The sequence below is a fragment of the Streptomyces sp. NPDC051136 genome (assembly GCF_044455745.1).
GTDB lineage: Bacteria > Actinomycetota > Actinomycetes > Streptomycetales > Streptomycetaceae > Streptomyces.
Window position 1 is genome coordinate 263,439 of the sequence record NZ_JBITFE010000002.1, and the last position, 20,546, is coordinate 283,984.

Sequence of the window (20,546 nt, forward strand, 5' to 3'; positions counted from 1 at the left end):
GTCACATCCGCCTGAGCACCGCCTGCTTCGCCAGGGCGAACTCCTCGTCCGTCAGCACCCCGGAGCGGTGCAGCTCGCCCAGCTCCCGCAGCCGGCGCAGCAGCGCGTCGTGGTCGTCCTCGGCGGCCGGCGCGGGCAGGGCGGCGGGAGCCGCGGCGCCGCCGGGGGCGACGGCGGCGACGGACGGCTCCTCGCCCGTGCGGGCCCCCTCCAGGGCCGCACGGGCGGCCGGGTGCGGCAGACGGGCCTGTACGGCGGCGGCCACCAGCGCCATCAGCGGGTCCCGCTTGAAGCCCCACAGCTCAACGGCGTTGGGGTCGTACTTCGGCGGCACCTCGCCCGGCGCCGCCCGCACGGTGAAGCGGAGGTGGCCGTTCTCCAGACCGACCGTCGGCTGCCACTCCACGGCGACGATGTCGGCGAGGGGAAGTACGCGCGGCCCGGCGGCCGACTTGGCCTCCTCCGCCTGCCACTTCCACTCCAGACGCACCCGCTCCCCGTCGAAGCTCGCCACGCCGTCCCCGGCCGACACCGACAGCGGCACCGGCGGCCCCGGCAGCAGGTAGGCGTCCACCGGCCCGGCGGGGACCTGGTCGAGGAGCAGCGCGTTGCGGACCTCGTCCACGAAGTACTCGGCCACGCCGTACCGGTCGGGCTCCACCACCAGCCGGTACGGGTCGTGCGGCTCGGCCAGCCGGCCGCCCGCCGCGTGCAGCAGGGGGTCCGCGCCGTCCCGCAGCCGGAGCCGCAGCCGCCCCGACTTCTTCCCCTGCTCGAACGATATGCCCGCCAACGCCGTGAGCGGCACGAGCAGTTCACCCAGCTCCCGGCGGAGCAGACCGACGTTCTTGTCCCGGCCGGGTGTCAGCCGCAGGGCGTCGCCGTCGAAGACCCACGTTCCGTCCTTCTGGATGATTTCCGCCATGCGGGGATTGTTTCATCGCGTCCGCGAGCGGTGATGGTGCGGGAGAGTGGTCCGGCCCCCCTCTCCAACTCCCGTACCCCCCTCCAGGAACCCCGGATCGCACACCTCGCGAAGGGAGCGCACGTGAGACCTCATCGACGGCACCACAGAACGACTCCCCGCATCACCCGGCTGCTGGGATCGCTGCTGCTGGTCGCGGCGGCCGGCGCCATGACCACCGGCGCCGCCCCCGGCCCCAAGACGGCCCCCAGGCCCACCCCTCTCGACCAGGTGATCCCGGCCCCGTCCTCGGTCCGCCCCGGCGGCGCGCCGTACCGCATCACCCGCGGCACGCACATCCGTGTCGACGACTCGCGCGAGGCCCGCCGCGTCGGCGACTACCTCGCGGACCTCCTGCGGCCCGCCACCGGATACCGGCTCCCCGTCACCACCCACGGTGACGGCGGCATACAACTGCGCCTGACCAAGGGCCCGTACGGCGACGAGGGCTACCGCCTCGACAGCGGCCGCTCCGGCGTCACCATCAGCGCGCGCAAGGCCGCCGGGCTCTTCCACGGGGTCCAGACCCTGCGTCAGCTGCTGCCCGCAGCCGTGGAGAAGGACGTCGCGCAGCCCGGTCCCTGGCCGGTCGCGGGCGGCACCATCGAGGACACCCCGCGCTACGCCTGGCGCAGCGCCATGCTCGACGTCTCCCGGCACTTCTTCAGTGTCGACGAGGTGAAGCGCTACATCGACCGCGTCGCCCGCTACAAGTACAACAAGCTCCACCTGCACATCAGCGACGACCAGGGCTGGCGCCTCGCCATCGACTCCTGGCCGCGCCTGGCGACCTACGGCGGCTCCACGGAGGTCGGCGGCGGTCCCGGCGGCTACTACACCAAGGCGGACTACACGGAGATCGTCCGCTACGCCGCCTCCCGCCACCTGGAGGTGATCCCCGAGATCGACATGCCGGGGCACACCAACGCCGCCCTCGCCTCCTACGCCGAGCTGAACTGCGACGGCGTGGCACCCCCGCTCTACACCGGCACCCAGGTCGGCTTCAGCTCGCTGTGCGTCGGCAAGGACCTCACGTACGACTTCGTGGACGACGTCCTCGGTGAACTCGCCGCGCTCACCCCCGGCCGCTACCTCCACATCGGGGGCGACGAGGCGCACTCCACCCCGCACGCCGACTACGTGACCTTCATGCAACGGGTGCAGCCGATCGTCGCCAAGTACGGCAAGACGGTCGTCGGCTGGCACCAGCTGGCCGGCGCCGGGCCGGCCGAGGGCGCGCTCGTCCAGTACTGGGGCCTGGACCGCACCAGCGCCGCGGAGAAGGCCGAGGTCGCCGAGGCCGCCAGGAACGGCACCGGGCTGATCCTCTCCCCGGCCGACCGGACGTACCTGGACATGAAGTACACCAAGGACACCCCGCTGGGCCTGTCCTGGGCCGGATACGTCGAGGTGCAGCGGTCCTACGACTGGGACCCGGCCGCCTACCTGCCGGGCGCCCCGGCCGAGGCGGTCCGCGGGGTGGAGGCCCCGCTGTGGACGGAGACCCTGTCCGACCCGGACCAGCTGGACTTCATGGCCTTCCCGAGGCTGCCGGGCGTCGCCGAACTGGGCTGGTCCCCGGCGTCGACGCACGACTGGGACACCTACAAGGTGCGGCTCGCCGCGCAGGCGCCGCACTGGGAGGCGGCGGGGATCGACTACTACCGCTCGCCGCAGGTGCCCTGGACCTGATCCGGAGGCGCTGATCCGGACGGACCTGATCCGGACGGACCTGATCCGGACCGCCCGGTCCGGACGGCACGGCGGGCACCCCGGAGGACCGTCTCCGGGGTGCCCGCCCGTCTGTGGGGACCCGCCGCTAGCGGCCCGCGAGCGGGTTCTTCAGGTTCCCGACCAGCTGGAGGGCGCCGGACGGGTCGGCCAGGTCCACCATCTGCCGGTTGTCGCGCAGCTGGAGCCGGTTGAGGCAGGACAGCGCGAACTCGGGGGCGAACAGGTCGAACCGCTCGAACTTCTCCGCCAGTTCCGGCACCGACTCCTGGTACTCCCGGGTGACCTCCGCGACCGTCCCCCAGAAGGCGTCCTCCGTGACGATGCCCTCGCCCGCGAGGTTCGCGGCGAGGAAGCGGAAGAAGCAGTCGAAGACGTCCGTGAAGATCGACAGGAGCTTCTTGTCGTCCGGCACGTCCACCGCGATCCGGGAGACCTCGGGCGGCAGCACCGCGTCCGGGTCCATCACCGCGATCTCCTCGGCGATGTCCTTGTAGACCGCCCGCCGCACCACGCCGTCCTCCAGCACGAGGATCACGTTCTCGCCGTGCGGCATGTACACCAGGTCGTAGGCGTAGAAGCTGTGCAGCAGCGGGACGTAGTAGGCGCGCAGGTAGTGCCGCAGCCACTCGGTGGGGGTGAGTCCGGACCGCTCGATCAGCGCGCCCGCGAAGGAGGCGCCCTCGTGGTCGACGTGGACCAGGGAGGCCATGGTGGCGAGCGTCTCGCCGTCCCGCAGCGAGGGCACGGGGCTCTCCCGCCACAGCGCCGCCAGCATCTTGCGGTACGGCGAGTAGCGGTCGGTGGCCTGCTCGTACTCCAGGTGCCGGTAGCCGACGGCCGCCCGCTCCCGGATGATGCTCAGCCCCGTGGACTTCAGCACCGGATCGCCCTCGATCAGCTGCGCGAGCCAGTCGTTGATGGCCGGGGTGGCCTCCATGTACGCCGCCGACAGGCCGCGCATGAAGCCCATGTTGAGGACGGACAGGGCCGTCTTCACGTAGTGCTTCTCGGGGTGCGAGGCGTTGAAGAACGTACGGATCGACTGCTGGGCCAGGTACTCGTCGTCGCCCTCGCCCAGGCACACCAGGTGCCCGCGGGCGACCTCGGCGGCGAAGGTGACGGTGAGCTTGTTCCACCACTGCCAGGGGTGGACCGGGATGAGGAGGTAGTCCGCCGGGTCCAGGCCGCGCTCGCGCAGCACGCCGTGGAAGCGGTCGACGGTCCCCTCGCCCAGCTCGTCCCGGACGAAGGACTCGTACTCGATGCCGACGCCCGCCGTGAACGCGGCCCGCGAGCGGTGCGCGGCCAGCCACACCAGCCGGACGGGGCTCGCGGTCTCGGGCGCGTACGACAGGTACTCGTGGATGCCGAAGCCGAGCCGTCCGTTGTTGGCGACGAAGCACGGGTGGCCCTCGGTCATGCCGGTCTCGACGGCCTGGAAACCGGCGCGGGCCAGCTCGGCGGAGGTGACCTTCGGCTTGGTCAGCTTGTAGCAGGTGCCGGAGAGGGTGGAGGAGATCTCCTCCAGGTAGACCGGGAGGATCTCGTCGCTCAGGCCCAGCGTCCGCTTCAGCTCGACGAAGAAGTCCAGCGCGGCGAGGGGGAGTTCCTCACCGTCGCGGTGGCGGGTGACGGAGCCGGCGTCCACCTGCCAGTGGTCCAGGGCGCGCACGGTGGCGGTGAAGCGGTAGGCGGTCGCGCCGTCGTCGCTGCGCACGACGTACCCCTCGCCGTCCGGCTCGGGGGCCAGCAGCCGCTCGTGCGTGAACTCGGCCAGCGCCTTGCGGATCAGGAGGCGGTTGGCCTGCTCCCAGCGTTCGGGGGAGAGGTGGGCGACGGCGTCGGCGAGGCTCATGCGGACACCGCCTTCTCGAACTGCTCGCGGGTGCAGAAGCTCAGCAAGGCCTTCTTCTCCGGCTTCTGGATCTCGCGCTCGGGCACGAATCCGACGGCTGCGTTCAGGGCGTGGACGGCGGTGTTGGCGACGTCCGGTTCCACGACGACCCGCCGGGTCGCCGGGTCGGCGAACAGCTCGGCCATCACCGTGGTGATCACGGCGCGGGTGAAGCCGTGCACGGGCCGGTCGGTCGGGGCGACCAGGAAGTGCATGCCGACGTCGCCCGGTTCGGGCTCGTACAGCCCGACCAGCTCCCGGTGGACGGGGTCGTAGCGCTCCATCAGGAAGGCGGGCACGCCGTCGTGCAGGCCGAGGTGGGCCTGCTGGTGTTCGTCGGCGGCCACCTCCATGTAGGCCCGCTCGACGTCCACCAGGGCGGCGTCCTGCATCATCCAGAACGCGGACTTGGGGTGGGTGAGCCAGCTGTGCAGCAGTACGGCGTCCTTCAGCGGGTCGACGGGCCGCAGGGTGAGGGCGCCGACGCGGGCGGAGCCCGGGCCGGAGGCGGTGGCGGTGCCGGTGGTGCGGACGGTGCTGGTGGTGCTGGTGGTGCTGGTGGTGCTCATGCGCTGAACTCCTGGAACGCGATCGTCTTCTCGACCGGGTAGTACTCGCTGCCGAGCAGCTCCCGGACGATGCAGCTGTTGCGGTAGGCACCCATGCCCAGGTCGGGGCTGGTGATGCTGTGCGTGTGGACTCCCGCGTTCTGCAGGAACACCCCGCCTCCGGTGACGTCGACGGCGTAGTTGCGGGCGATGTCGAAGTTGCCCCGGGAGTCGTAGCGCAGCCGGTCGCGCACGGGCTTGAGGAACTCCGGCTCGGCGTACCGGTAGCCGGTGGCGAGCACCAGGCCCTCGGTCTCGATCTCGAAGTCCCTGCCCTGCTCCTCCTGGCGGAAGCCGAGCGTGTACGTGCCGTCCGCGTACCGGGCCTCGGTCAGCGCCGAGTTGGTGAGCAGGCGGGTGGGGACGGGGCCGGCGAGCTTCTTCTGGTAGAGCAGGTCGAAGATCTCGTTGATCAGGTCGCCGTCGATCCCCTTGAACAGGCCCTTCTGCTCGGCCGTGAGGCGGTAGCGGGTGTCCTCGGGCAGCGCGTGGTAGTAGTCCACGTACTCCGGTGAGGTCATCTCCAGGGTGAGCTTGGTGTATTCGAGGGGGAAGAAGCGCGGGGAGCGGGTGACCCAGTTCAGCCGGTAGCCATGGACGTCGATCTCGCCCAGCAGGTCCAGGTAGATCTCGGCGGCGGACTGGCCGCTGCCGACCAGCGTGATCGACTTCTTCTTCACCAGCTCCGCCCGCTGCTGGACGTACCGGGAGTTGTGGAGGAAGTCCCCGGCCAGGCCGCGGCAGGCGTCCGGGATGTGCGGCGGGGTGCCGGTGCCGAGGACGAGACGGCGGGCGCGGTAGGTGTCGCCGGAGGTGGTGGCGACGGCGTACAGCTCCTCCCGCTCGTCGTACGTCACCTCGGTGACCGTGGTGGAGAAGCGGACGCTGCTCAGCTTGCGGGCGGCCCAGCGGCAGTAGTCGTCGTACTCGACGCGCAGCGGGTAGAAGTTCTCCCGGATGTAGAACGAGTAGAGCCTGCCCTGCTCCTTCAGGTAGTTGAGGAAGGAGTACGGCGAGGTCGGGTCGGCGAGCGTGACCAGGTCCGACATGAACGGGGTCTGCAGGTGCGCGCCCTCCAGGAACATGCCGGCGTGCCACTCGAAGTCCGGCTTGGACTCCAGGAAGACGCCGTTCAGCCCGTCGATGGGCTCGGTGAGGCAGGCCAGGCCGAGGTTGAAGGGGCCGAGGCCGATCCCCACGAAGTCGTACGGGGCGCTGGCTTCAGGAAGCGCGGTCAAGGGAGTCTCCCAGGTACTGCTCGGCGTGGCCGGCGATCAGGTCGAGGACGGCGGCGATGTCGGCCGTGGTCGTCTCGGGGTTGAGCAGGGTGAACTTCAGGTAGTGGCGGCCGGCCACCTTGGTGCCCGCGACCACGGCGTCGCCGGAGGCGAACAGCGCCTTGCGGGCGTAGAGGTTGGCGCGGTCGATCTCGGCCGGGTCGGTGACGGCCGCCGGGATGTAGCGGAAGACCAGGGTGGACAGCGACGGCTCGACGACCACGTCGAAGCGCGGGTCGGCGGCGAGCAGTCTCCAGCCCTCGGCGGCCAGGTCGCAGACCTCGTCGAAGAGCTGGCCGATGCCGTCGGCGCCCATCACGCGCAGGGTCATCCACAGCTTGAGCGCGTCGAAGCGGCGGGTGGTCTGGAGGGACTTGTCCACCTGGTTGGGGATACGTTCCTGCACCATGCGGCGCGGGTTGAGGTACTCGGCGTGGTAGGTGGCGTGCCGCAGGGTGGCCGCGTCGCGCACCAGCACGGCCGACGAACTCACCGGCTGGAAGAAGGACTTGTGGTAGTCCACGGTGACGGAGTCGGCCCGCTCGATGCCGGCGGCCCGGTCCCGGTACTTCAGGGAGGCCAGCAGCCCGCAGCCGTAGGCCGCGTCGACGTGCATCCACACGCCGTACTGCTCGCACAGCCCGGCGATCTCGGGCAGCGGGTCGATGGAGCCGAAGTCGGTGGTGCCCGCGGTGGCGACGACGGCCATGGGGAGCAGGCCGTCGGCCGCGCAGCGCTCCAGCTCCCGGGCGAGGGCGACGGTCTGCATGCGCTTGTCGTGGCCCACGGGGACCGACACGACGGCGTCGGGGCCCAGGCCGAGCAGCTTCGCCGACTTCTTCACGCTGAAGTGACTGACCTCGGAGGCGAAGATGCGCAGGTCGGCCAGGCTCTCGGCCTTCGCCTCCTCGCGGGCGAGCAGCAGCGCCTGAAGGTTGGACTGGGTGCCGCCGGAGGTGAACACGCCGTCGGCGGCGGGGCCGAGGCCGATCCGCGCGGTGGTCCAGTCGATCAGTTTCCGCTCGATGAGCGTGCCGCCGGCCGACTGGTCCCAGGTGTCCAGGGAGGAGTTGACGGCGGACAGCACCGCCTCGCCGAGCACCGCCGGTATGACGACCGGGCAGTTGAGGTGGGCGAGGTAGCGCGGGTGGTGGAAGTAGACGGCGTCGCGGAGGTAGACGTCCTCCAGCTCGTCGAGGACCGCGGCGGTGTCGTGCAGGGGCCGGTCGAGGTCGATCTCGTCGATGCGGGGGGAGAGGGCGTCGACCGTGACACCGGTGAAGGGGCGGTCGGTGGTGGCGATTTTGGCGGCCACCCGCTCGACTCCCTCGATCACGGAGCGGCGGTACTGCTCCGCGGTGGTGTCGTTGAGCAGGTGCGAACGCATGTGGGGGTCCTCCGGTTTGGGGACGGGCCGAGAGGGGACGGGAGTGAGGGCGGGACGGAGCCCGTGATCGAACTTAGGTAAGCCTAACCTAACTCACGGCGTCCATGCGCATGCCGGTGCGTGACCGCCGTCACTGTGGCCCCCCCGCGTGGCGTCAGCCCTGCTCGCGCAGTTGTTCCTCCGTCAGGCCCCGTCGCCAGTACCCGACGAAGGTGACGCGCCGGCGGTCGATGCCGCGCTCGTTCACGAAATGCCGCCGCAGCTGCTTGACGCACCCGGACTCGCCCGCGATCCAGACGTAGGGGTGCCCGGCGTGCGGCAGCCGGGCCTCGCGGAGGGCGGCGAGGGCCGCCTCGGGGCCGGCGGCCCCGTCCCTGACCAGCCAGGTGATCTCGGCGTCCGCGGCGGTGTGGAGGTCCTGCACGTCCTCGGCGTGCGGCACCTCCAGCCAGACCCGGGCCCGAGTGCCGGCCGGCAGCGACTCCACGACCGCGCAGGCGGCCGGTACGGCGGTCTCGTCGCCCCAGATCACCACCAGGTCGGTGTCCTCGGGTGGCCGGAAGCGGATGGCCCGGTTGTCCGCGACCGCCGGGCCGAGCAGCAGTACGCGGTCGCCGGGGGCGGCGCCGGCGGCCCAGCGGGCGGCGGGGCCCGCCTGGACCGGCGAGCCCGGGTCGACGCCGTGGAGCACGAAGTCGATGTCGATCTCGGCGGTGTCCCCGTCGCCGTCCCGGCGCACCGCCCGCAGCGTGTACGAGCGCATCACCGCCCGTACGTCCTCGGGCAGTTCACGCCACCCCTGCCACCAGCCTTCGCCCAGTTCGACCGGCACCGCGGGCTCCGCCTGCCCCGGGTGCGGCAGGAACAGCGACAGCGACTGGTCGAGGCCGTCGGAGTGGAAGGCGTGCAGGTCGCCTCCCGTGAAGGTGACCCGGGCCAGGGACGGGCCGAGCCGCCTCGTCCGTGCGACCTGGAGGGAGAAGAAACGGAACGGGGCGGCGACGGCCGTCGTCATGGGGTGCTCCGGGGAAGTCGGGGCGCGGGAGGGAGGGGTCAGCCGACCTTCTTGGCGTTCTCGATCGCCTCGGCCAGGTTGTCCAGCAGGGGCGTGCACTTGTCGTAGGACAGGATCGGCTCGGGGGAGCGGGCGATGACCTGGCCGGCCTTGACCGCGGGGAGCTTCTTCCAGGTGCCCTCGGAGATGTCCGCGGGCTGGATGGTCGAGGCGCGGTCGTCCATGATGATCACGTCGGCCGGGTACTTGTCGACGTTCTCCCAGCTCAGGGACTCGAACCAGCCGCCGGTCGCCTTCTTGGCCTCCTCGGAGGGCTCCACGAAGTTCACGCCGAGGGCCTTGAAGTACTCCAGGTCCACCGAGAGGTTGGTGCCGGAGACGTAGAACAGGTCGGGGCTCGCGGAGCCGGCCAGCACCCGGATCTCGGGCCTGGCCTTGGCGGCGGCGCGCAGCCGGGCCGCGGCCTTGTCGAAGGCGGCCTTGGCGTCGGTGACCTTCTTGGCCTTCATGTCCGCGCCGAGCGACTCGGCCAGCTCCCACATGCGCTGGAGCGGCTGGGTGAGCTGACGGTCGAAGACCGAGATCGCGACGCTCGGGGCGAGCTTGGCGATCTTGTCCTTCGACTCCTCCGGGACGGACCACAGGGTGCCGGCGGTGTCGAACGTCGTGGTGATGAGCACCTCGGGGGCGAGGGAGGCGTACTTCTCGACGTTGAGCTTGCCCCACTCGTTGCCGAGGACGGTGACCTTGTCCACGTCGAGGTCGCCGGCCTGCACGTCCGGCTTGCCGTCCTTGGTGGTGGTCGGGCCGAAGACGCCCTTGACCTGGACGCCGTAGTCGAAGAGCGCGGCGGCGACGCCGGTGAAGGCGACGATGCCCGTCGGCACGGCGTCCAGCTTCACGGTGGTGCCGCGGTCGTCCTTGAAGGACCAGGGGCCGGACCCCGCGGCGCCGCCCGACCCGTCGCCCGAGCCACCGCTCTTGCCGTCGTCGTCGCCGCAGGCCGCGAGCACGGCGCCGAGGCCGAGGGCGCCGCCGGCGGCCAGGATTCCGCGGCGGGTCGGGTGGGTAGCGCTGGCGTTGGACATGGTGGTGGCTGCCTTCGAACGGTGCGGAGCGTCGTGCTCCACGGGACAATTCGAAGGTAGGTTAGCCTAACCTCAGATCTTGTCCAGGGGCGGGGCCGGTGCGGCCCCGCCCCCGGCACCGCGTCCTCAGCCCGCCAGCCCCAGCTCCCGGGCGATCAGCATCCGCTGCACCTCGCTGGTGCCCTCGCCGATCTCCAGGATCTTCGCGTCCCGCCACATGCGGGCCACCGGGTACTCGTTCATGAAGCCGTACCCGCCGTGGATCTGGGTGGCGTCCCGGGCGTTGTCCACCGCGACCGTCGACGAGTACAGCTTCGCCACCGCCGCCTCCTTCTTGAACGGCTCGCCCGCCACCAGCCGCGAGGCCGCGTCCCGCCAGGCCAGACGGGCCGTGTGGGCCTTCATCTCCATGTCGGCGATCTTGAACTGGATGGCCTGGTTGGCGCCGATGGGCCGGCCGAAGGCGTGACGTTCCTTCGCGTAGGCGACCGACTCGTCCACGCAGCCCTGCGCGAGCCCCGTGCCCAGCGCGGCGATCGCCACCCGGCCCTCGTCCAGGATGCGCAGGAACTGGGCGTAGCCGCGCCCCTGCTCGCCCAGCAGGTTCGCCGCCGGGACCCGTACGTCGGCGAAGGCCAGCTCACGGGTGTCCGACGCGTTCCAGCCGACCTTCGAGTACGGGGCGGCCACCGTGAAGCCCGGGGTGCCGGACGGGACGATGATCGACGAGATCAGCGGCCGGCCGTCGGGCTTGCGGCCGGTGACCGCCGTGACCGTCACCAGGCCCGTGATGTCCGTCCCGGAGTTGGTGATGAAGCACTTGGTGCCGTTGATGACCCATTCGTTCGTCGCCTCGTCCAGCCGGGCCGTGGTGCGCGTCGCGCCCGCGTCGCTGCCGCCGTCCGGCTCGGTCAGCCCGAACGCGCCCAGGATCTCCCCGGAGCACAGCCGGGGCAGCCACTGGCGCTTCTGCTCCTCGGTGCCGAACAGGTGCAGCGGCATCGCGCCCAGCGAGACGCCCGCCTCCAGCGTGATCGCCACCGACGAGTCGACCCGGGCCAGCTCCTCCAGGGCCACGCCGAGGGCGAAGTAGTCGCCGCCCATGCCGCCGTACTCCTCGGGGAAGGGCAGCCCGAACAGGCCCATGCGGCCCATCTCGCGGACGATCTCGTACGGGAACTCGTGCCGCTCGTAGAAGTCGCCGATCTTGGGCGCGACGACGTCGTGGGCGAACTCCTCCACCGTCCGGCGCAGTTCCTCGAGTTCGGGGGAGAGCTTGTGGTCCATGGCTGTCACGACTCCTGGTGGGAGAGGGCACGAACGGTGCGGGACGGGCTGGGCCGTCCCAGGTGGGCGGCCATCCAGACGCTTGTGGCGACGAGACGGCCGAGGTCGACCCCGGTGTCGATGCCGAGGCCCCGCAGCATCCACACGAGGTCCTCGGTGGCGAGGTTGCCGGTGGCGGACTTCGCGTACGGGCAGCCGCCGAGGCCGCCGGCGGAGGCGTCGACGGTGGTGACGCCCCCCTGGAGCGCGGCCAGCGTGTTGGCCAGGGCCTGGCCGTAGGTGTCGTGGAAGTGCACGCCCAGCGCGGACACGGGCACGCCCGCCTCGGCCAGCGCGGCGAGCAGGGCCGTCACATGGCCCGGGGTCGCCACACCGATGGTGTCGCCGAGACTCAGCTCGTCGCAGCCCATGTCGAGCAGTGCCCGGCAGACCCGCACCACCTGGGGGACGGGGACCGCGCCTTCCCACGGGTCGCCGAAGCACATCGAGAGGTAGCCCCGTACGTGGACGTCGTCGCCCTGCGCCTTCGCGCGGGTCACCACCGGCTCGAACATGGCCAGTGCCTCGTCCACCGTGCGGTTGAGGTTCGCCTTGGCGAAGGACTCCGTGGCGCTGGCGAAGACCGCGACGCGGCGCGCGCCGAGCGCGAGGGCCCGGTCGAGGCCGCGCTCGTTCGGCACCAGCACCGGCAGCGACACCGGCAGGTCGGAGATCCGCGGATACAGGTCCTCGGCATCCGCCAGCTGGGGGACCCACTTGGGGTGGACGAAGCTCGTCGCCTCGATGGTGGTCAGGCCGGTGCCGGCCAGGCGGCGGACGAACTCCGCCTTGACGGCCGTGGGCACGGTCGCCTTCTCGTTCTGCAGTCCGTCGCGCGCGCCCACCTCGTGGATGCGGACGCGGGTCGGCAGACCCTCGGCCGGTACGGCCATGGGCAGGCCCAGATCCGGGGTGCTCATGCCGTCTCCTTCTCCTCGTCGGCGGGTGCGATGACCGCCAGCACCTGGTCCATGGCGACCGTGGTGCCCGGCGCCACGTCCAGCTCGGCGACGGTGCCCGCGTGCGGGGCGGAGATGACGTGCTCCATCTTCATCGCCTCCACCACCAGCAGGCTCTGCCCGGCGCTCACCTCGTCGCCGACGGCGACCTTCACCACCGTCACCGTGCCCGGCATCGGCGCGGTCAGCGAGTCGGCGCCCGCGTGGGCGGCCCGGTTCAGGGAGGCGGCGACCGGGTCGTGGTCGCGCACCTGCCAGGCGTCACCGTCGCGGCCGAGCCAGTCGGCGGCCCGGTGGAAGGTGTGCCGCACGCCGTCCAGGGTCACCGTCACCCGGTCCTCGGTGACGGTGTGGGCGCCGCGCACGGTGTGCTCCACCGGCTCGGTGACCCGCAGGTGGAAGGAGACCGGCTTCGGCTCGCCCCCGGTGCGCCAGCCGCTGGGCACGGAGAACGGGTCGGTCCAGCCCTCCCCGCGCGGACGCAGCGCCTCCAGCCGTACGGCGGCCGCCGCCTCGTACACCTCCTCGGGGACGTCGGTGACGACCAGGCCGTCGACCTCGCGCTCCACCAGACCGGTGTCCAGGTCGCCCGCCACCACCGCCGGGTGCGCGAGCAGCCGCCGCAGGAACCCGGCGTTGGTCGGCACGCCCAGGGTGACCGTCCCGGCCAGCGCCGCCCGGAGCTTGCGCAGCGCGGTCTCCCGGTCGGGGCCGTACGCGATCACCTTGGACAGCATCGGGTCGTACAGGCTGCCCACCTCGGTGCCCTCGCTGAGCCCCGAGTCGGTGCGCACGCCCTCGCCCTCGGGCTCGCGCAGCCGCAGCACGGTGCCGCCGGAGGGCAGGAAGCCGCGCGCAGGGTCCTCCGCGCACAGCCGGGCCTCGATCGCGTGCCCGGTCAGCCGCACGTCGTCCTGCGTGAACCCGAGCCGCTCGCCGGCCGCCACCCGCAGCTGCCACTCCACCAGGTCCAGGCCGGTCACCAGCTCGGTCACCGGGTGCTCGACCTGGAGGCGGGTGTTCATCTCCATGAAGTAGTACGAGGAGGGGTCGCCGCCCGGCACGATGAACTCGACCGTGCCCGCGCCCCGGTAGCCGCAGGAGCGGGCCGCCTGCACGGCCGCCTCGCCCATCGCCGCCCGCGTCGCCTCGTCGAGCAGGACGCTCGGCGCCTCCTCGATCACCTTCTGGTGCCGGCGCTGGAGCGAGCACTCGCGCTCGCCCAGGTGCACCACGTTCCCGTGGCCGTCGGCCAGCACCTGGATCTCGATGTGCCGGGGACGGTCGACCCACCGCTCCACCAGCAGCGTGTCGTCGCCGAAGGAGGCGCGGGCCTCGCGGCGCGCGGCGGCGATCTCGTCGGCCAGCACCGCCTCGTCCCGCACCAGCCGCATGCCCTTGCCGCCACCGCCCGCCGACGGCTTGAGCAGCACCGGGGTCCCGATCTCGCGGGCGGCGTCGGCGAGCTGCCCGTCCGTGAGCCCGCTGCCGCTGGAGCCGGGCACGACCGGCACCCCGGCCGCCTGCACCGTCTCCTTGGCCCGGATCTTGTCGCCCATCAGGGCGATCGCGTCGGCGGACGGCCCGATGAAGACCAGCCCCGCCTCCTCGCAGGCCCGTGCGAAGGCGGCGTTCTCGGCGAGGAAGCCGTACCCCGGGTGCACGGCCTGCGCGCCCGTCCGCGCCGCCGCCTCCAGCAGCCGCTCCACCGACAGGTAGCTCTCCGTCGCGGGCGCCGGGCCGATCCGTACCGCCTCGTCGGCCTCCCGCACGTGCCGCGCGTCCGCGTCGGCGTCGGAGAAGACCGCCACCGAGCGCACGCCCATCGAGCGCAGCGTCCGGACGACGCGGACGGCGATCTCGCCGCGGTTGGCGACGAGCACGGTGTCGAACATGCGCGGCGTGCCGTGCGTGCCGTGCGTGTTGTTCGTGCCGTGCGTGTTGTTCGTGTTGTCCTGCATGGGTCCCCTCCTCACATCCGGAAGACGCCGAACTGGGGCTCGCCCAGCGGCGCGTTGGCACACGCGGTCAGGGCCAGGCCCAGCACCTGCCGGGTGTCGGCCGGCTCGATCACGCCGTCGTCCCACAGGCGGGCGGTCGCGTAGTAGGCGTTGCCCTGGCGCTCGTACTGGGCGCGGACCGGTGCCTTGAAGGACTCCTCCTCCTCGGCCGGCCACTGCTCGCCCCGCGCCTCCAGCTGGTCCCGCTTGACCGTGGCCAGCACGGACGCGGCCTGCTCGCCGCCCATCACGGAGATCTTGGCGTTGGGCCACATCCACAGGAACCGCGGCGAGTACGCCCGGCCGCACATCGAGTAGTTCCCCGCGCCGTACGACCCGCCGACGACCACCGTCAGCTTCGGCACGCGCGTGCACGCCACCGCCGTCACCATCTTGGCGCCGTGCTTGGCGATGCCGCCGGCCTCGTAGTCGCGGCCCACCATGAACCCGGAGATGTTCTGCAGGAACACCAGCGGGATGCCGCGCTGGTCGCACAGCTCGATGAAGTGGGCGCCCTTCTGGGCCGACTCGGCGAACAGGATGCCGTTGTTGGCGACGATGCCGACCGGGTGGCCGTGGATCCGGGCGAAGCCGGTCACCAGGGTCTGGCCGTACTCCGACTTGAACTCGGCGAAGCGGGAGCCGTCCACCACGCGCGCGATGACCTCGCGGACGTCGTAGGGGGTGCGCGAGTCGACCGGCACCGCGCCGTACAGGCCCTGCGGGTCGACCTTCGGCTCGACCGCCGCCCGCACGCTCCAGGGGAGCGTGGAGCGCTCCGGCAGGGTGGAGACGATCTGCCGCACGATGCGCAGGGCGTGCGGGTCGTCCTCGGCGAGGTGGTCGGTCACGCCGGAGATGCGCGAGTGGACCTCGCCGCCGCCCAGCTCCTCGGCCGTGACCACCTCACCGGTGGCCGCCTTCACCAGCGGCGGGCCGCCGAGGAAGATGGTGCCCTGGTTGCGGACGATCACCGCCTCGTCGCTCATCGCCGGGACGTAGGCGCCGCCCGCGGTGCAGGAGCCGAGGACGGCGGCGATCTGCGGGATGCCGGCGCCGGACATCCGGGCCTGGTTGTAGAAGATCCGCCCGAAGTGCTCGCGGTCCGGGAAGACCTCGTCCTGCATCGGCAGGAAGGCGCCGCCCGAGTCGACGAGGTACAGGCACGGCAGCCGGTTCTCCAGCGCCACCTCCTGCGCCCGCAGGTGCTTCTTGACGGTCATCGGGTAGTACGTGCCGCCCTTGACGGTGGCGTCGTTGGCGACGATCACGCACTCCCGGCCGCTGACCCGGCCGATCCCGGCGATCACGCCGGCCGCCGGGGCCGCTCCGTCGTAGAGCCCGTCGGCCGCCAGCGGCGCCAGCTCAAGGAAGGGCGAACCCGGGTCGAGCAGCGTGTCCACGCGGTCGCGCGGCAGCAGCTTGCCGCGCGCGGTGTGCCGGGCCCGCGCCCGCTCGCCGCCGCCCAGCCGGGCCGCCGCGAGCTTGGCGCGCAGCTCCTGAACGAGGACGGCGTGCGCCTCCTCGTTGGCCCGAAAGGCCTCCGAGGCGGGATCCACCGCCGTCGTCAGCTCCGGTGCCTCGTGCATCCTGCGGTCCCCTCACCAGTGATCGACCAGTTAATGAGCGTTAACGCATTTCCTTCAGGTTAACGACCGCTAACCCGCCTGTCTAGAATCGACCCCATGGCCACCAGAACCGACGCCCCCACCCGCCGCGAGCAGATCCTCAAGGAGGCCGCCCGGCTCTTCGCCGAGCGCGGCTTCCACGGGGTCGGCGTCGACGAGATAGGCGCCGCGGTCGGTATCAGCGGCCCCGGCCTGTACCGGCACTTCCCCGGCAAGGACGCGATGCTCGCCGAGCTGCTGGTCGGGATCAGCGACTCGCTGCTGACCGGGGCCAAGCGGCGGCTGGCGGAGGCGGACGGCTCCGGGGCGGGAGCCGGCGTGACGGAACCCGAGGCGGTCCTCGACTCGCTCATCGAGGGGCACATCGACTTCGCGCTCGACGACCGTCCGCTCATCACCCTGCACGACCGCGAGCTGGACCGCCTCCGGGACGCCGACCGCAAGATGGTGCGGCAGCTTCAGCGGCAGTACGTCGAGCTGTGGGTCGGGGTGCTCCGGCAGGTCTACCCGTCGGTCGCCGAGCCCGCCGCCCGCTCCGCGGTCCACTCGGTCTTCGGCCTCCTGAACTCCACCCCGCACCTCGGCCGCCCCGGCGCCCTGCCCGGCCGCGCGGTGACCGCGTCGCTGCTGCACCGGATGGCGCGGGGGGCGTTCGCGGCGGTGGGGGAGGCGTGACGGGCGCCCCGCGGGCGGGCGGGGAGTGACGAGGGTTACCCGGGCCCCGCTCTGGACGCCTCTGGCTACCCGCCGGTACGGTGGTATCTGAGCAAGCGCTTAGATATTCGTACCCTGGAGGTGGCGCGGTGCGCCGTACGGTGTTCAACGAGGACCACGAGGCGTTCCGGGAGACCCTCCGCGCCTTCATCGAGGCCGAGGTCGTCCCCGTCTACGACGAGTGGTTCGCCGCGGGCCAGGCGCCGCGCGAGTTCTACTACAAGCTCGGCGAGCTGGGCATCTTCGGCATCAACGTGCCCGAGGAGTTCGGCGGCGCCGGCATGGACAGCCACAAGTTCGAGGCCGTCCTGTACGAGGAGACCGCCCGGGCCGGCGTGCAGTTCGGCGGCTCCGGCGTCCACGTGCTGCTCGCCCTGCCCTACATCAACATGCTGGCCACCGACGAGCAGAAGAAGCGCTACCTGCCGAAGTTCGTCACCGGCGAGGAGATGTGGGCCATCGCGATGACGGAGCCCGGCACCGGCTCCGACCTCGCGGGCATGAAATCCACCGCCAAGCTCTCCGAGGACGGCACCCACTACGTCCTCAACGGAGCCAAGACCTTCATCACCGGCGGCGTGCACGCCGACCGCGTCATCGTCTGCGCCCGCACCGCCGCGCCCACCGCCGAGGACCGCCGCCACGGCATCTCGCTGTTCGCCGTGGACACCAAGTCCGAGGGCTACTCGGTCGGCCGCAAGCTGGACAAGCTGGGCCTGCGCACCTCCGACACCGCCGAGCTGGCCTTCGTCGACGTCAAGGTCCCCGTCGAGGACCTGCTCGGCGAGGAGAACAAGGGCTTCTACTACCTCGGCCACAACCTGGCCTCCGAGCGCTGGGGCATCGCCTTCGGCGCCTACGCCCAGGCCAAGGCCGCCGTCCGCTTCGCCAAGCAGTACGTGCAGGACCGCACCGTCTTCGGCAAGCCGGTCGCCCACTTCCAGAACACCAAGTTCGAGCTGGCCGCCTGCCAGGCCGAGGTGGACGCCGCCGAGGCCGTCGTCGACCGCGCCACCGAGGCGCTGGACGCGGGCGAGCTGACCCCCGCCGAGGCCGCCTCCGCCAAGCTGTTCTGCACCGAGGTCGCCCACCGTGTCATCGACCGCTGCCTCCAGCTGCACGGCGGCTACGGCTACATGAACGAGTACCCGATCGCCCGCCTGTACGCGGACAACCGCGTCAACCGCATCTACGGCGGCACCAGCGAGATCATGAAGTCGATCATCGCGAAGAACATGGGCCTGTAGACCACAGGACCATGAGCGAAGCACTCCAGTCCCTCCTCGACCTGCTCGACCTCGAGCGGATCGAGGAGGACATCTACCGCGGCCGCTCCCGGTCCGCCGTCGTCCCCCGGGTCTTCGGCGGCCAGGTGGCGGCCCAGGCCATGGTCGCCGCCGGCCGCACGGTCCCCGCCGACCGGCACGCGCACTCCCTGCACGCGTACTTCCTGCGTCCCGGCGACCCCGGCGCCCCCATCGTCTACAACGTCGACCGGCTGCGCGACGGCCGCTCCTTCACCACCCGCCGCGTCGTCGCCGTCCAGCACGGCAAGCCGATCTTCACCCTGTCGGCGTCCTTCCAGACGTACGAGGAGGGACTCGACCACCAGGCCCCGATGCCGCCCGCACCGGACCCGGCGACCCTCCCCACCGGCGAGGAGCGGCTGCGTGGCTACCCGCACCTGCCCGCCGACACCGTGGAGCGGTTCCTGGAGGCACGGGCCGCCGTCGACCTGCGCTACGTCGACGACCCGCCCTTCGGCGACTTCGGCACCCCGCGCGAGCCGCACTCCCAGGTGTGGTTCCGCACCAACGGCAAACTTGCGGACGACCCCCTGCTGCACGTCGTCCTCGCCACCTACGTCTCCGACATGACCCTCCTCGACTCGGTCCTGCTCGCGCACGGCCGCGGCGGCTGGGCCGTCGGCGACGTCGTCGGCGCCTCGCTGGACCACGCCATGTGGTTCCACCGGCCCTTCCGCGCCGACGAATGGCTGCTGTACGACCAGCAGTCCCCGTCCGCGTCCGGCGGCCGGGGCCTCGGCCAGGCCCGCATCCACACCCAGGACGGGCGGCTCGCGATCTCGGTCGTCCAGGAAGGCGTGGTGCGCGTCCCTCGGGAACACTGAGGGGCATGGCGGACACGGCGGCGGACGCGAAGGACAGCGGCGGCGACAGCACCTTCACGGTGCTCGTCGCCGCCTTCGCCAATCTCGGCATCGCCGTCGCCAAGGCGGTGGCCGGTGTGATCAGCGGCTCCAGCGCCATGCTCTCCGAGGCCGCGCACTCGGTCGCGGACACCGTCACCGAGGTGCTGCTGCTGACCTCGCTCAAACGCAGCGTCCGCCCCGCCGACGAGGACCACCCCTCGGCCACGGCCCCGAGCGCTACATCTGGGCGCTGCTCGCCGCCGTCGCCACCTTCGTCGGCGGCGCCGTCTTCTCCCTCTACGACGGCGTCCACACCCTCACCCACGGCGAGGACCCCGGCGACCCCCTGGTGTCGTACGTCGTCCTGGCCGTCGCCTTCCTCCTGGAGGGCTACTCGCTGCGCACCGGCCTCAAGCAGGTCCGCGGCGAGGCCGCCCGGCACCGGGTGACCTTCGGCCGCTACCTGCGCCGCACCCCCGACACCGCCGTCAAGGCCGTCGTCATGGAGGACTCCGCCGCGCTGGCCGGACTGCTGCTGGCCGCGGGCGGCCTGCTCGGCGGGCAGCTCACCGGCTCCGGCGTCTGGGACGGCGTCGCCTCGCTGTGCATCGGCGCGCTGCTCCTGTACGTCGCCTGGGTGCTGGGCCGCTCCAACGCCGAGTTCCTCGTCGGCCGCCCCCTGCCGCGCTCCGTGCGGGAACGGATGCGGGCGGAACTGGTCGCCGTCGAGCACATCGAGGCCGTGCTGGAGCTGACCACCCTCGTGCAGGGGCCGCGGGAGGCGCTGGTCGCCGCGAAGGTCGACTTCCGCGACGTGTCGACGGCGGCGCAGATCGAGTGGGCCTGCGAGCGGGCCGAGCAGCGGCGGCGCGAGGAGTTCCCGGTGGTGCGCCGGGTCTACCTCGACCCGACGCCGGGATTCGCGCAGCGCCGCTCCGAGGGCCTCAACCCCTGGCCGTAGCCGAGCCGCCTACTTCAGGCCCGCCTCGGTCAGCAGGTACGCCGTCATCGGGTCGTAGTAGCGCGGGCTGACCACGTGGTCGTCCAGCGGCACCGCGACCTGGAGGGTGCCCTCGGACTCCGCGAGGAAGAGCGCCGGGTCGTTGCAGTCCGCGTAGCCGACCGAGTCCACGCCGTGCTGGGCGGCGTACCCGGCCCAGCCGTGGTCGGCGACCACCAGGTCGGGCAGCGGACGGCCCTCGCGCTCCAGGCCGGTCAGGATGGCCTTCATCGGCTCGCCCGAGTGGGTGTGCCACAGCGAGGCCCCGTGCTCAAGCACCGAGACGTCCGCGAACTGCTGGACGTACCCCTCCTCCGTCGTCAGCCCCTCCGGGATCACGACGATCTCGCAGCCGGCGGAGCGCAGCGCGGCGGCCGTGGCGCGGTGCACGTCCAGCAGCCCGCCGGGGTGACCGGTGGCGAACAGCACCCGCTGCCCGCCGTCGGCCGCCTTGCGCAGCCGCGCCGCCATCCGCTCCAGGGCGGAGACCGTCAGCTCCGGGTCGATGGTGTCCTGGCCGTACCGGTGCTCGGGGTCGTCGTTGACGCCGACCCGCTCCGCCATCACCGCGAGCACGTCCTGCTCGTCGCTCCAGCGGTCGCCCAGCTCCAGACCGAGCCAGAACCCCCGGTCGCCGTTGGCCAGCTTCCGGTAGTGGGAGAGGTTGTTCTCGCGGGGAGTGGCGACGTCGCCCGCGATACGCGTCCTGACGAGGTGCTCGGCGAGTTCGGCGCGGCTGGGTGTCCCGGGTATCGGCATGGCTCCATTGTGGAGCAGCCGCCCGTGGGCGTCCTCGGCAC

Annotated in this window: 16 protein-coding genes and 1 pseudogene; 5 read left to right on the plus strand and 12 right to left on the minus strand. The window is 72.0% G+C overall.

Annotation, left to right across the window (positions count from 1 at the left end; all coding sequences use genetic code 11):
• Window position 1: 1 nt before the first annotated feature.
• Window positions 2-925: a DUF4429 domain-containing protein gene (locus tag ACIBCJ_RS06795; protein ID WP_365979038.1), complete on the minus strand. Its 924-nt coding sequence runs from the start codon at window positions 923-925 to the stop codon at window positions 2-4.
• Window positions 926-1,048: 123 nt separating this feature from the next.
• Between ACIBCJ_RS06795 and ACIBCJ_RS06800 the strand changes: the two genes are divergently transcribed.
• Entirely contained in the window at window positions 1,049-2,656 is a 1,608-nt protein-coding gene (locus ACIBCJ_RS06800; RefSeq protein ID WP_362514191.1) for a beta-N-acetylhexosaminidase, read from the plus strand.
• Window positions 2,657-2,783: 127 nt separating this feature from the next.
• Here the strand turns inward: ACIBCJ_RS06800 and ACIBCJ_RS06805 are convergent, their stop codons facing one another.
• The 10 genes from ACIBCJ_RS06805 to ACIBCJ_RS06850 form a co-directional block, all read right to left on the minus strand.
• On the minus strand, window positions 2,784-4,553 hold the full coding sequence (locus tag ACIBCJ_RS06805) for an IucA/IucC family siderophore biosynthesis protein (RefSeq protein ID WP_365979039.1): 1,770 nt from the start codon (window positions 4,551-4,553) through the stop codon (window positions 2,784-2,786).
• Window positions 4,550-5,161 carry a GNAT family N-acetyltransferase gene (locus ACIBCJ_RS06810; RefSeq protein WP_365979040.1) on the minus strand — a complete coding sequence of 204 codons (612 nt, stop codon included), beginning with the start codon at window positions 5,159-5,161 and terminating at the stop codon, window positions 4,550-4,552. The genes ACIBCJ_RS06805 and ACIBCJ_RS06810 overlap by 4 nt, the downstream gene beginning before the upstream one ends.
• Window positions 5,158-6,438, minus strand: coding sequence for a lysine N(6)-hydroxylase/L-ornithine N(5)-oxygenase family protein (locus ACIBCJ_RS06815; protein WP_362094812.1), 1,281 nt, complete (start codon window positions 6,436-6,438; stop codon window positions 5,158-5,160). The genes ACIBCJ_RS06810 and ACIBCJ_RS06815 overlap by 4 nt, the downstream gene beginning before the upstream one ends.
• The gene (gene desA / locus ACIBCJ_RS06820) at window positions 6,422-7,864 is read right to left on the minus strand and encodes a lysine decarboxylase DesA (RefSeq protein WP_365979041.1); all 1,443 of its coding nucleotides are present in this window, start codon (window positions 7,862-7,864) and stop codon (window positions 6,422-6,424) included. The genes ACIBCJ_RS06815 and desA overlap by 17 nt, the downstream gene beginning before the upstream one ends.
• A 154-nt stretch (window positions 7,865-8,018) precedes the next feature.
• Entirely contained in the window at window positions 8,019-8,879 is an 861-nt protein-coding gene (locus ACIBCJ_RS06825) for a siderophore-interacting protein (RefSeq protein WP_365979042.1), read from the minus strand.
• Between the two features lie 38 nt (window positions 8,880-8,917).
• On the minus strand, window positions 8,918-9,967 hold the full coding sequence (gene desE / locus ACIBCJ_RS06830; RefSeq protein ID WP_362095548.1) for a siderophore-binding protein DesE: 1,050 nt from the start codon (window positions 9,965-9,967) through the stop codon (window positions 8,918-8,920).
• A 126-nt stretch (window positions 9,968-10,093) separates the two neighbouring features.
• Window positions 10,094-11,254, minus strand: a complete 1,161-nt coding sequence (locus tag ACIBCJ_RS06835) for an acyl-CoA dehydrogenase family protein (protein ID WP_362095551.1) — start codon at window positions 11,252-11,254, stop codon at window positions 10,094-10,096.
• 5 nt (window positions 11,255-11,259) lie between these two features.
• Window positions 11,260-12,213, minus strand: a complete 954-nt coding sequence (locus tag ACIBCJ_RS06840; RefSeq protein WP_362094820.1) for a hydroxymethylglutaryl-CoA lyase — start codon at window positions 12,211-12,213, stop codon at window positions 11,260-11,262.
• The gene (locus ACIBCJ_RS06845; RefSeq protein ID WP_362504054.1) at window positions 12,210-14,147 is read right to left on the minus strand and encodes an acetyl/propionyl/methylcrotonyl-CoA carboxylase subunit alpha; all 1,938 of its coding nucleotides are present in this window, start codon (window positions 14,145-14,147) and stop codon (window positions 12,210-12,212) included. The genes ACIBCJ_RS06840 and ACIBCJ_RS06845 overlap by 4 nt, the downstream gene beginning before the upstream one ends.
• 77 nt (window positions 14,148-14,224) lie before the next feature.
• Window positions 14,225-15,841 carry a carboxyl transferase domain-containing protein gene (locus tag ACIBCJ_RS06850; RefSeq protein WP_365979043.1) on the minus strand — a complete coding sequence of 539 codons (1,617 nt, stop codon included), beginning with the start codon at window positions 15,839-15,841 and terminating at the stop codon, window positions 14,225-14,227.
• Window positions 15,842-15,937: 96 nt separating this feature from the next.
• On the opposite strand from ACIBCJ_RS06850, the gene ACIBCJ_RS06855 reads away from it, so the two are divergent.
• The 4 genes and pseudogenes from ACIBCJ_RS06855 to ACIBCJ_RS06870 all read left to right on the plus strand — a co-directional run bounded on the left by ACIBCJ_RS06855 (window position 15,938) and on the right by ACIBCJ_RS06870 (window position 19,707).
• Window positions 15,938-16,555: a TetR/AcrR family transcriptional regulator gene (locus tag ACIBCJ_RS06855; protein ID WP_362094825.1), complete on the plus strand. Its 618-nt coding sequence runs from the start codon at window positions 15,938-15,940 to the stop codon at window positions 16,553-16,555.
• Between the two features lie 128 nt (window positions 16,556-16,683).
• Window positions 16,684-17,841 carry an acyl-CoA dehydrogenase family protein gene (locus ACIBCJ_RS06860; protein WP_351020758.1) on the plus strand — a complete coding sequence of 386 codons (1,158 nt, stop codon included), beginning with the start codon at window positions 16,684-16,686 and terminating at the stop codon, window positions 17,839-17,841.
• Between the two features lie 11 nt (window positions 17,842-17,852).
• Complete coding sequence (locus tag ACIBCJ_RS06865; protein ID WP_362094832.1) at window positions 17,853-18,725, plus strand: acyl-CoA thioesterase II; 873 nt, start codon at window positions 17,853-17,855, stop codon at window positions 18,723-18,725.
• A gap of 5 nt (window positions 18,726-18,730) precedes the next feature.
• A pseudogene (locus ACIBCJ_RS06870) lies at window positions 18,731-19,707 on the plus strand (cation diffusion facilitator family transporter).
• A gap of 9 nt (window positions 19,708-19,716) precedes the next feature.
• Here ACIBCJ_RS06870 and ACIBCJ_RS06875 read toward each other — a convergent pair.
• Complete coding sequence (locus ACIBCJ_RS06875) at window positions 19,717-20,505, minus strand: phosphatase (protein ID WP_362094835.1); 789 nt, start codon at window positions 20,503-20,505, stop codon at window positions 19,717-19,719.
• Between the last annotated feature and the right edge of the window lie 41 nt (window positions 20,506-20,546).

Bases quoted from the DNA above. Each gene is read 5' to 3' on its own strand.
- ACIBCJ_RS06835 (WP_362095551.1), bottom strand. From the start codon at position 11,254: ATGGACCACAAGCTCTCCCCCGAACTCGAGGAACTGCGCCGGACGGTG.
- ACIBCJ_RS06875 (WP_362094835.1), bottom strand. From the start codon at position 20,505: ATGCCGATACCCGGGACACCCAGCCGCGCCGAACTCGCCGAGCACCTC.
- ACIBCJ_RS06855 (WP_362094825.1), top strand. From the start codon at position 15,938: ATGGCCACCAGAACCGACGCCCCCACCCGCCGCGAGCAGATCCTCAAG.
- ACIBCJ_RS06840 (WP_362094820.1), bottom strand. From the start codon at position 12,213: ATGAGCACCCCGGATCTGGGCCTGCCCATGGCCGTACCGGCCGAGGGT.
- ACIBCJ_RS06825 (WP_365979042.1), bottom strand. From the start codon at position 8,879: ATGACGACGGCCGTCGCCGCCCCGTTCCGTTTCTTCTCCCTCCAGGTC.
- ACIBCJ_RS06850 (WP_365979043.1), bottom strand. From the start codon at position 15,841: ATGCACGAGGCACCGGAGCTGACGACGGCGGTGGATCCCGCCTCGGAG.
- desE (WP_362095548.1), bottom strand. From the start codon at position 9,967: ATGTCCAACGCCAGCGCTACCCACCCGACCCGCCGCGGAATCCTGGCC.
- ACIBCJ_RS06805 (WP_365979039.1), bottom strand. From the start codon at position 4,553: ATGAGCCTCGCCGACGCCGTCGCCCACCTCTCCCCCGAACGCTGGGAG.
- ACIBCJ_RS06795 (WP_365979038.1), bottom strand. From the start codon at position 925: ATGGCGGAAATCATCCAGAAGGACGGAACGTGGGTCTTCGACGGCGAC.
- ACIBCJ_RS06810 (WP_365979040.1), bottom strand. From the start codon at position 5,161: ATGAGCACCACCAGCACCACCAGCACCACCAGCACCGTCCGCACCACC.
- ACIBCJ_RS06865 (WP_362094832.1), top strand. From the start codon at position 17,853: ATGAGCGAAGCACTCCAGTCCCTCCTCGACCTGCTCGACCTCGAGCGG.
- desA (WP_365979041.1), bottom strand. From the start codon at position 7,864: ATGCGTTCGCACCTGCTCAACGACACCACCGCGGAGCAGTACCGCCGC.
- ACIBCJ_RS06845 (WP_362504054.1), bottom strand. From the start codon at position 14,147: ATGTTCGACACCGTGCTCGTCGCCAACCGCGGCGAGATCGCCGTCCGC.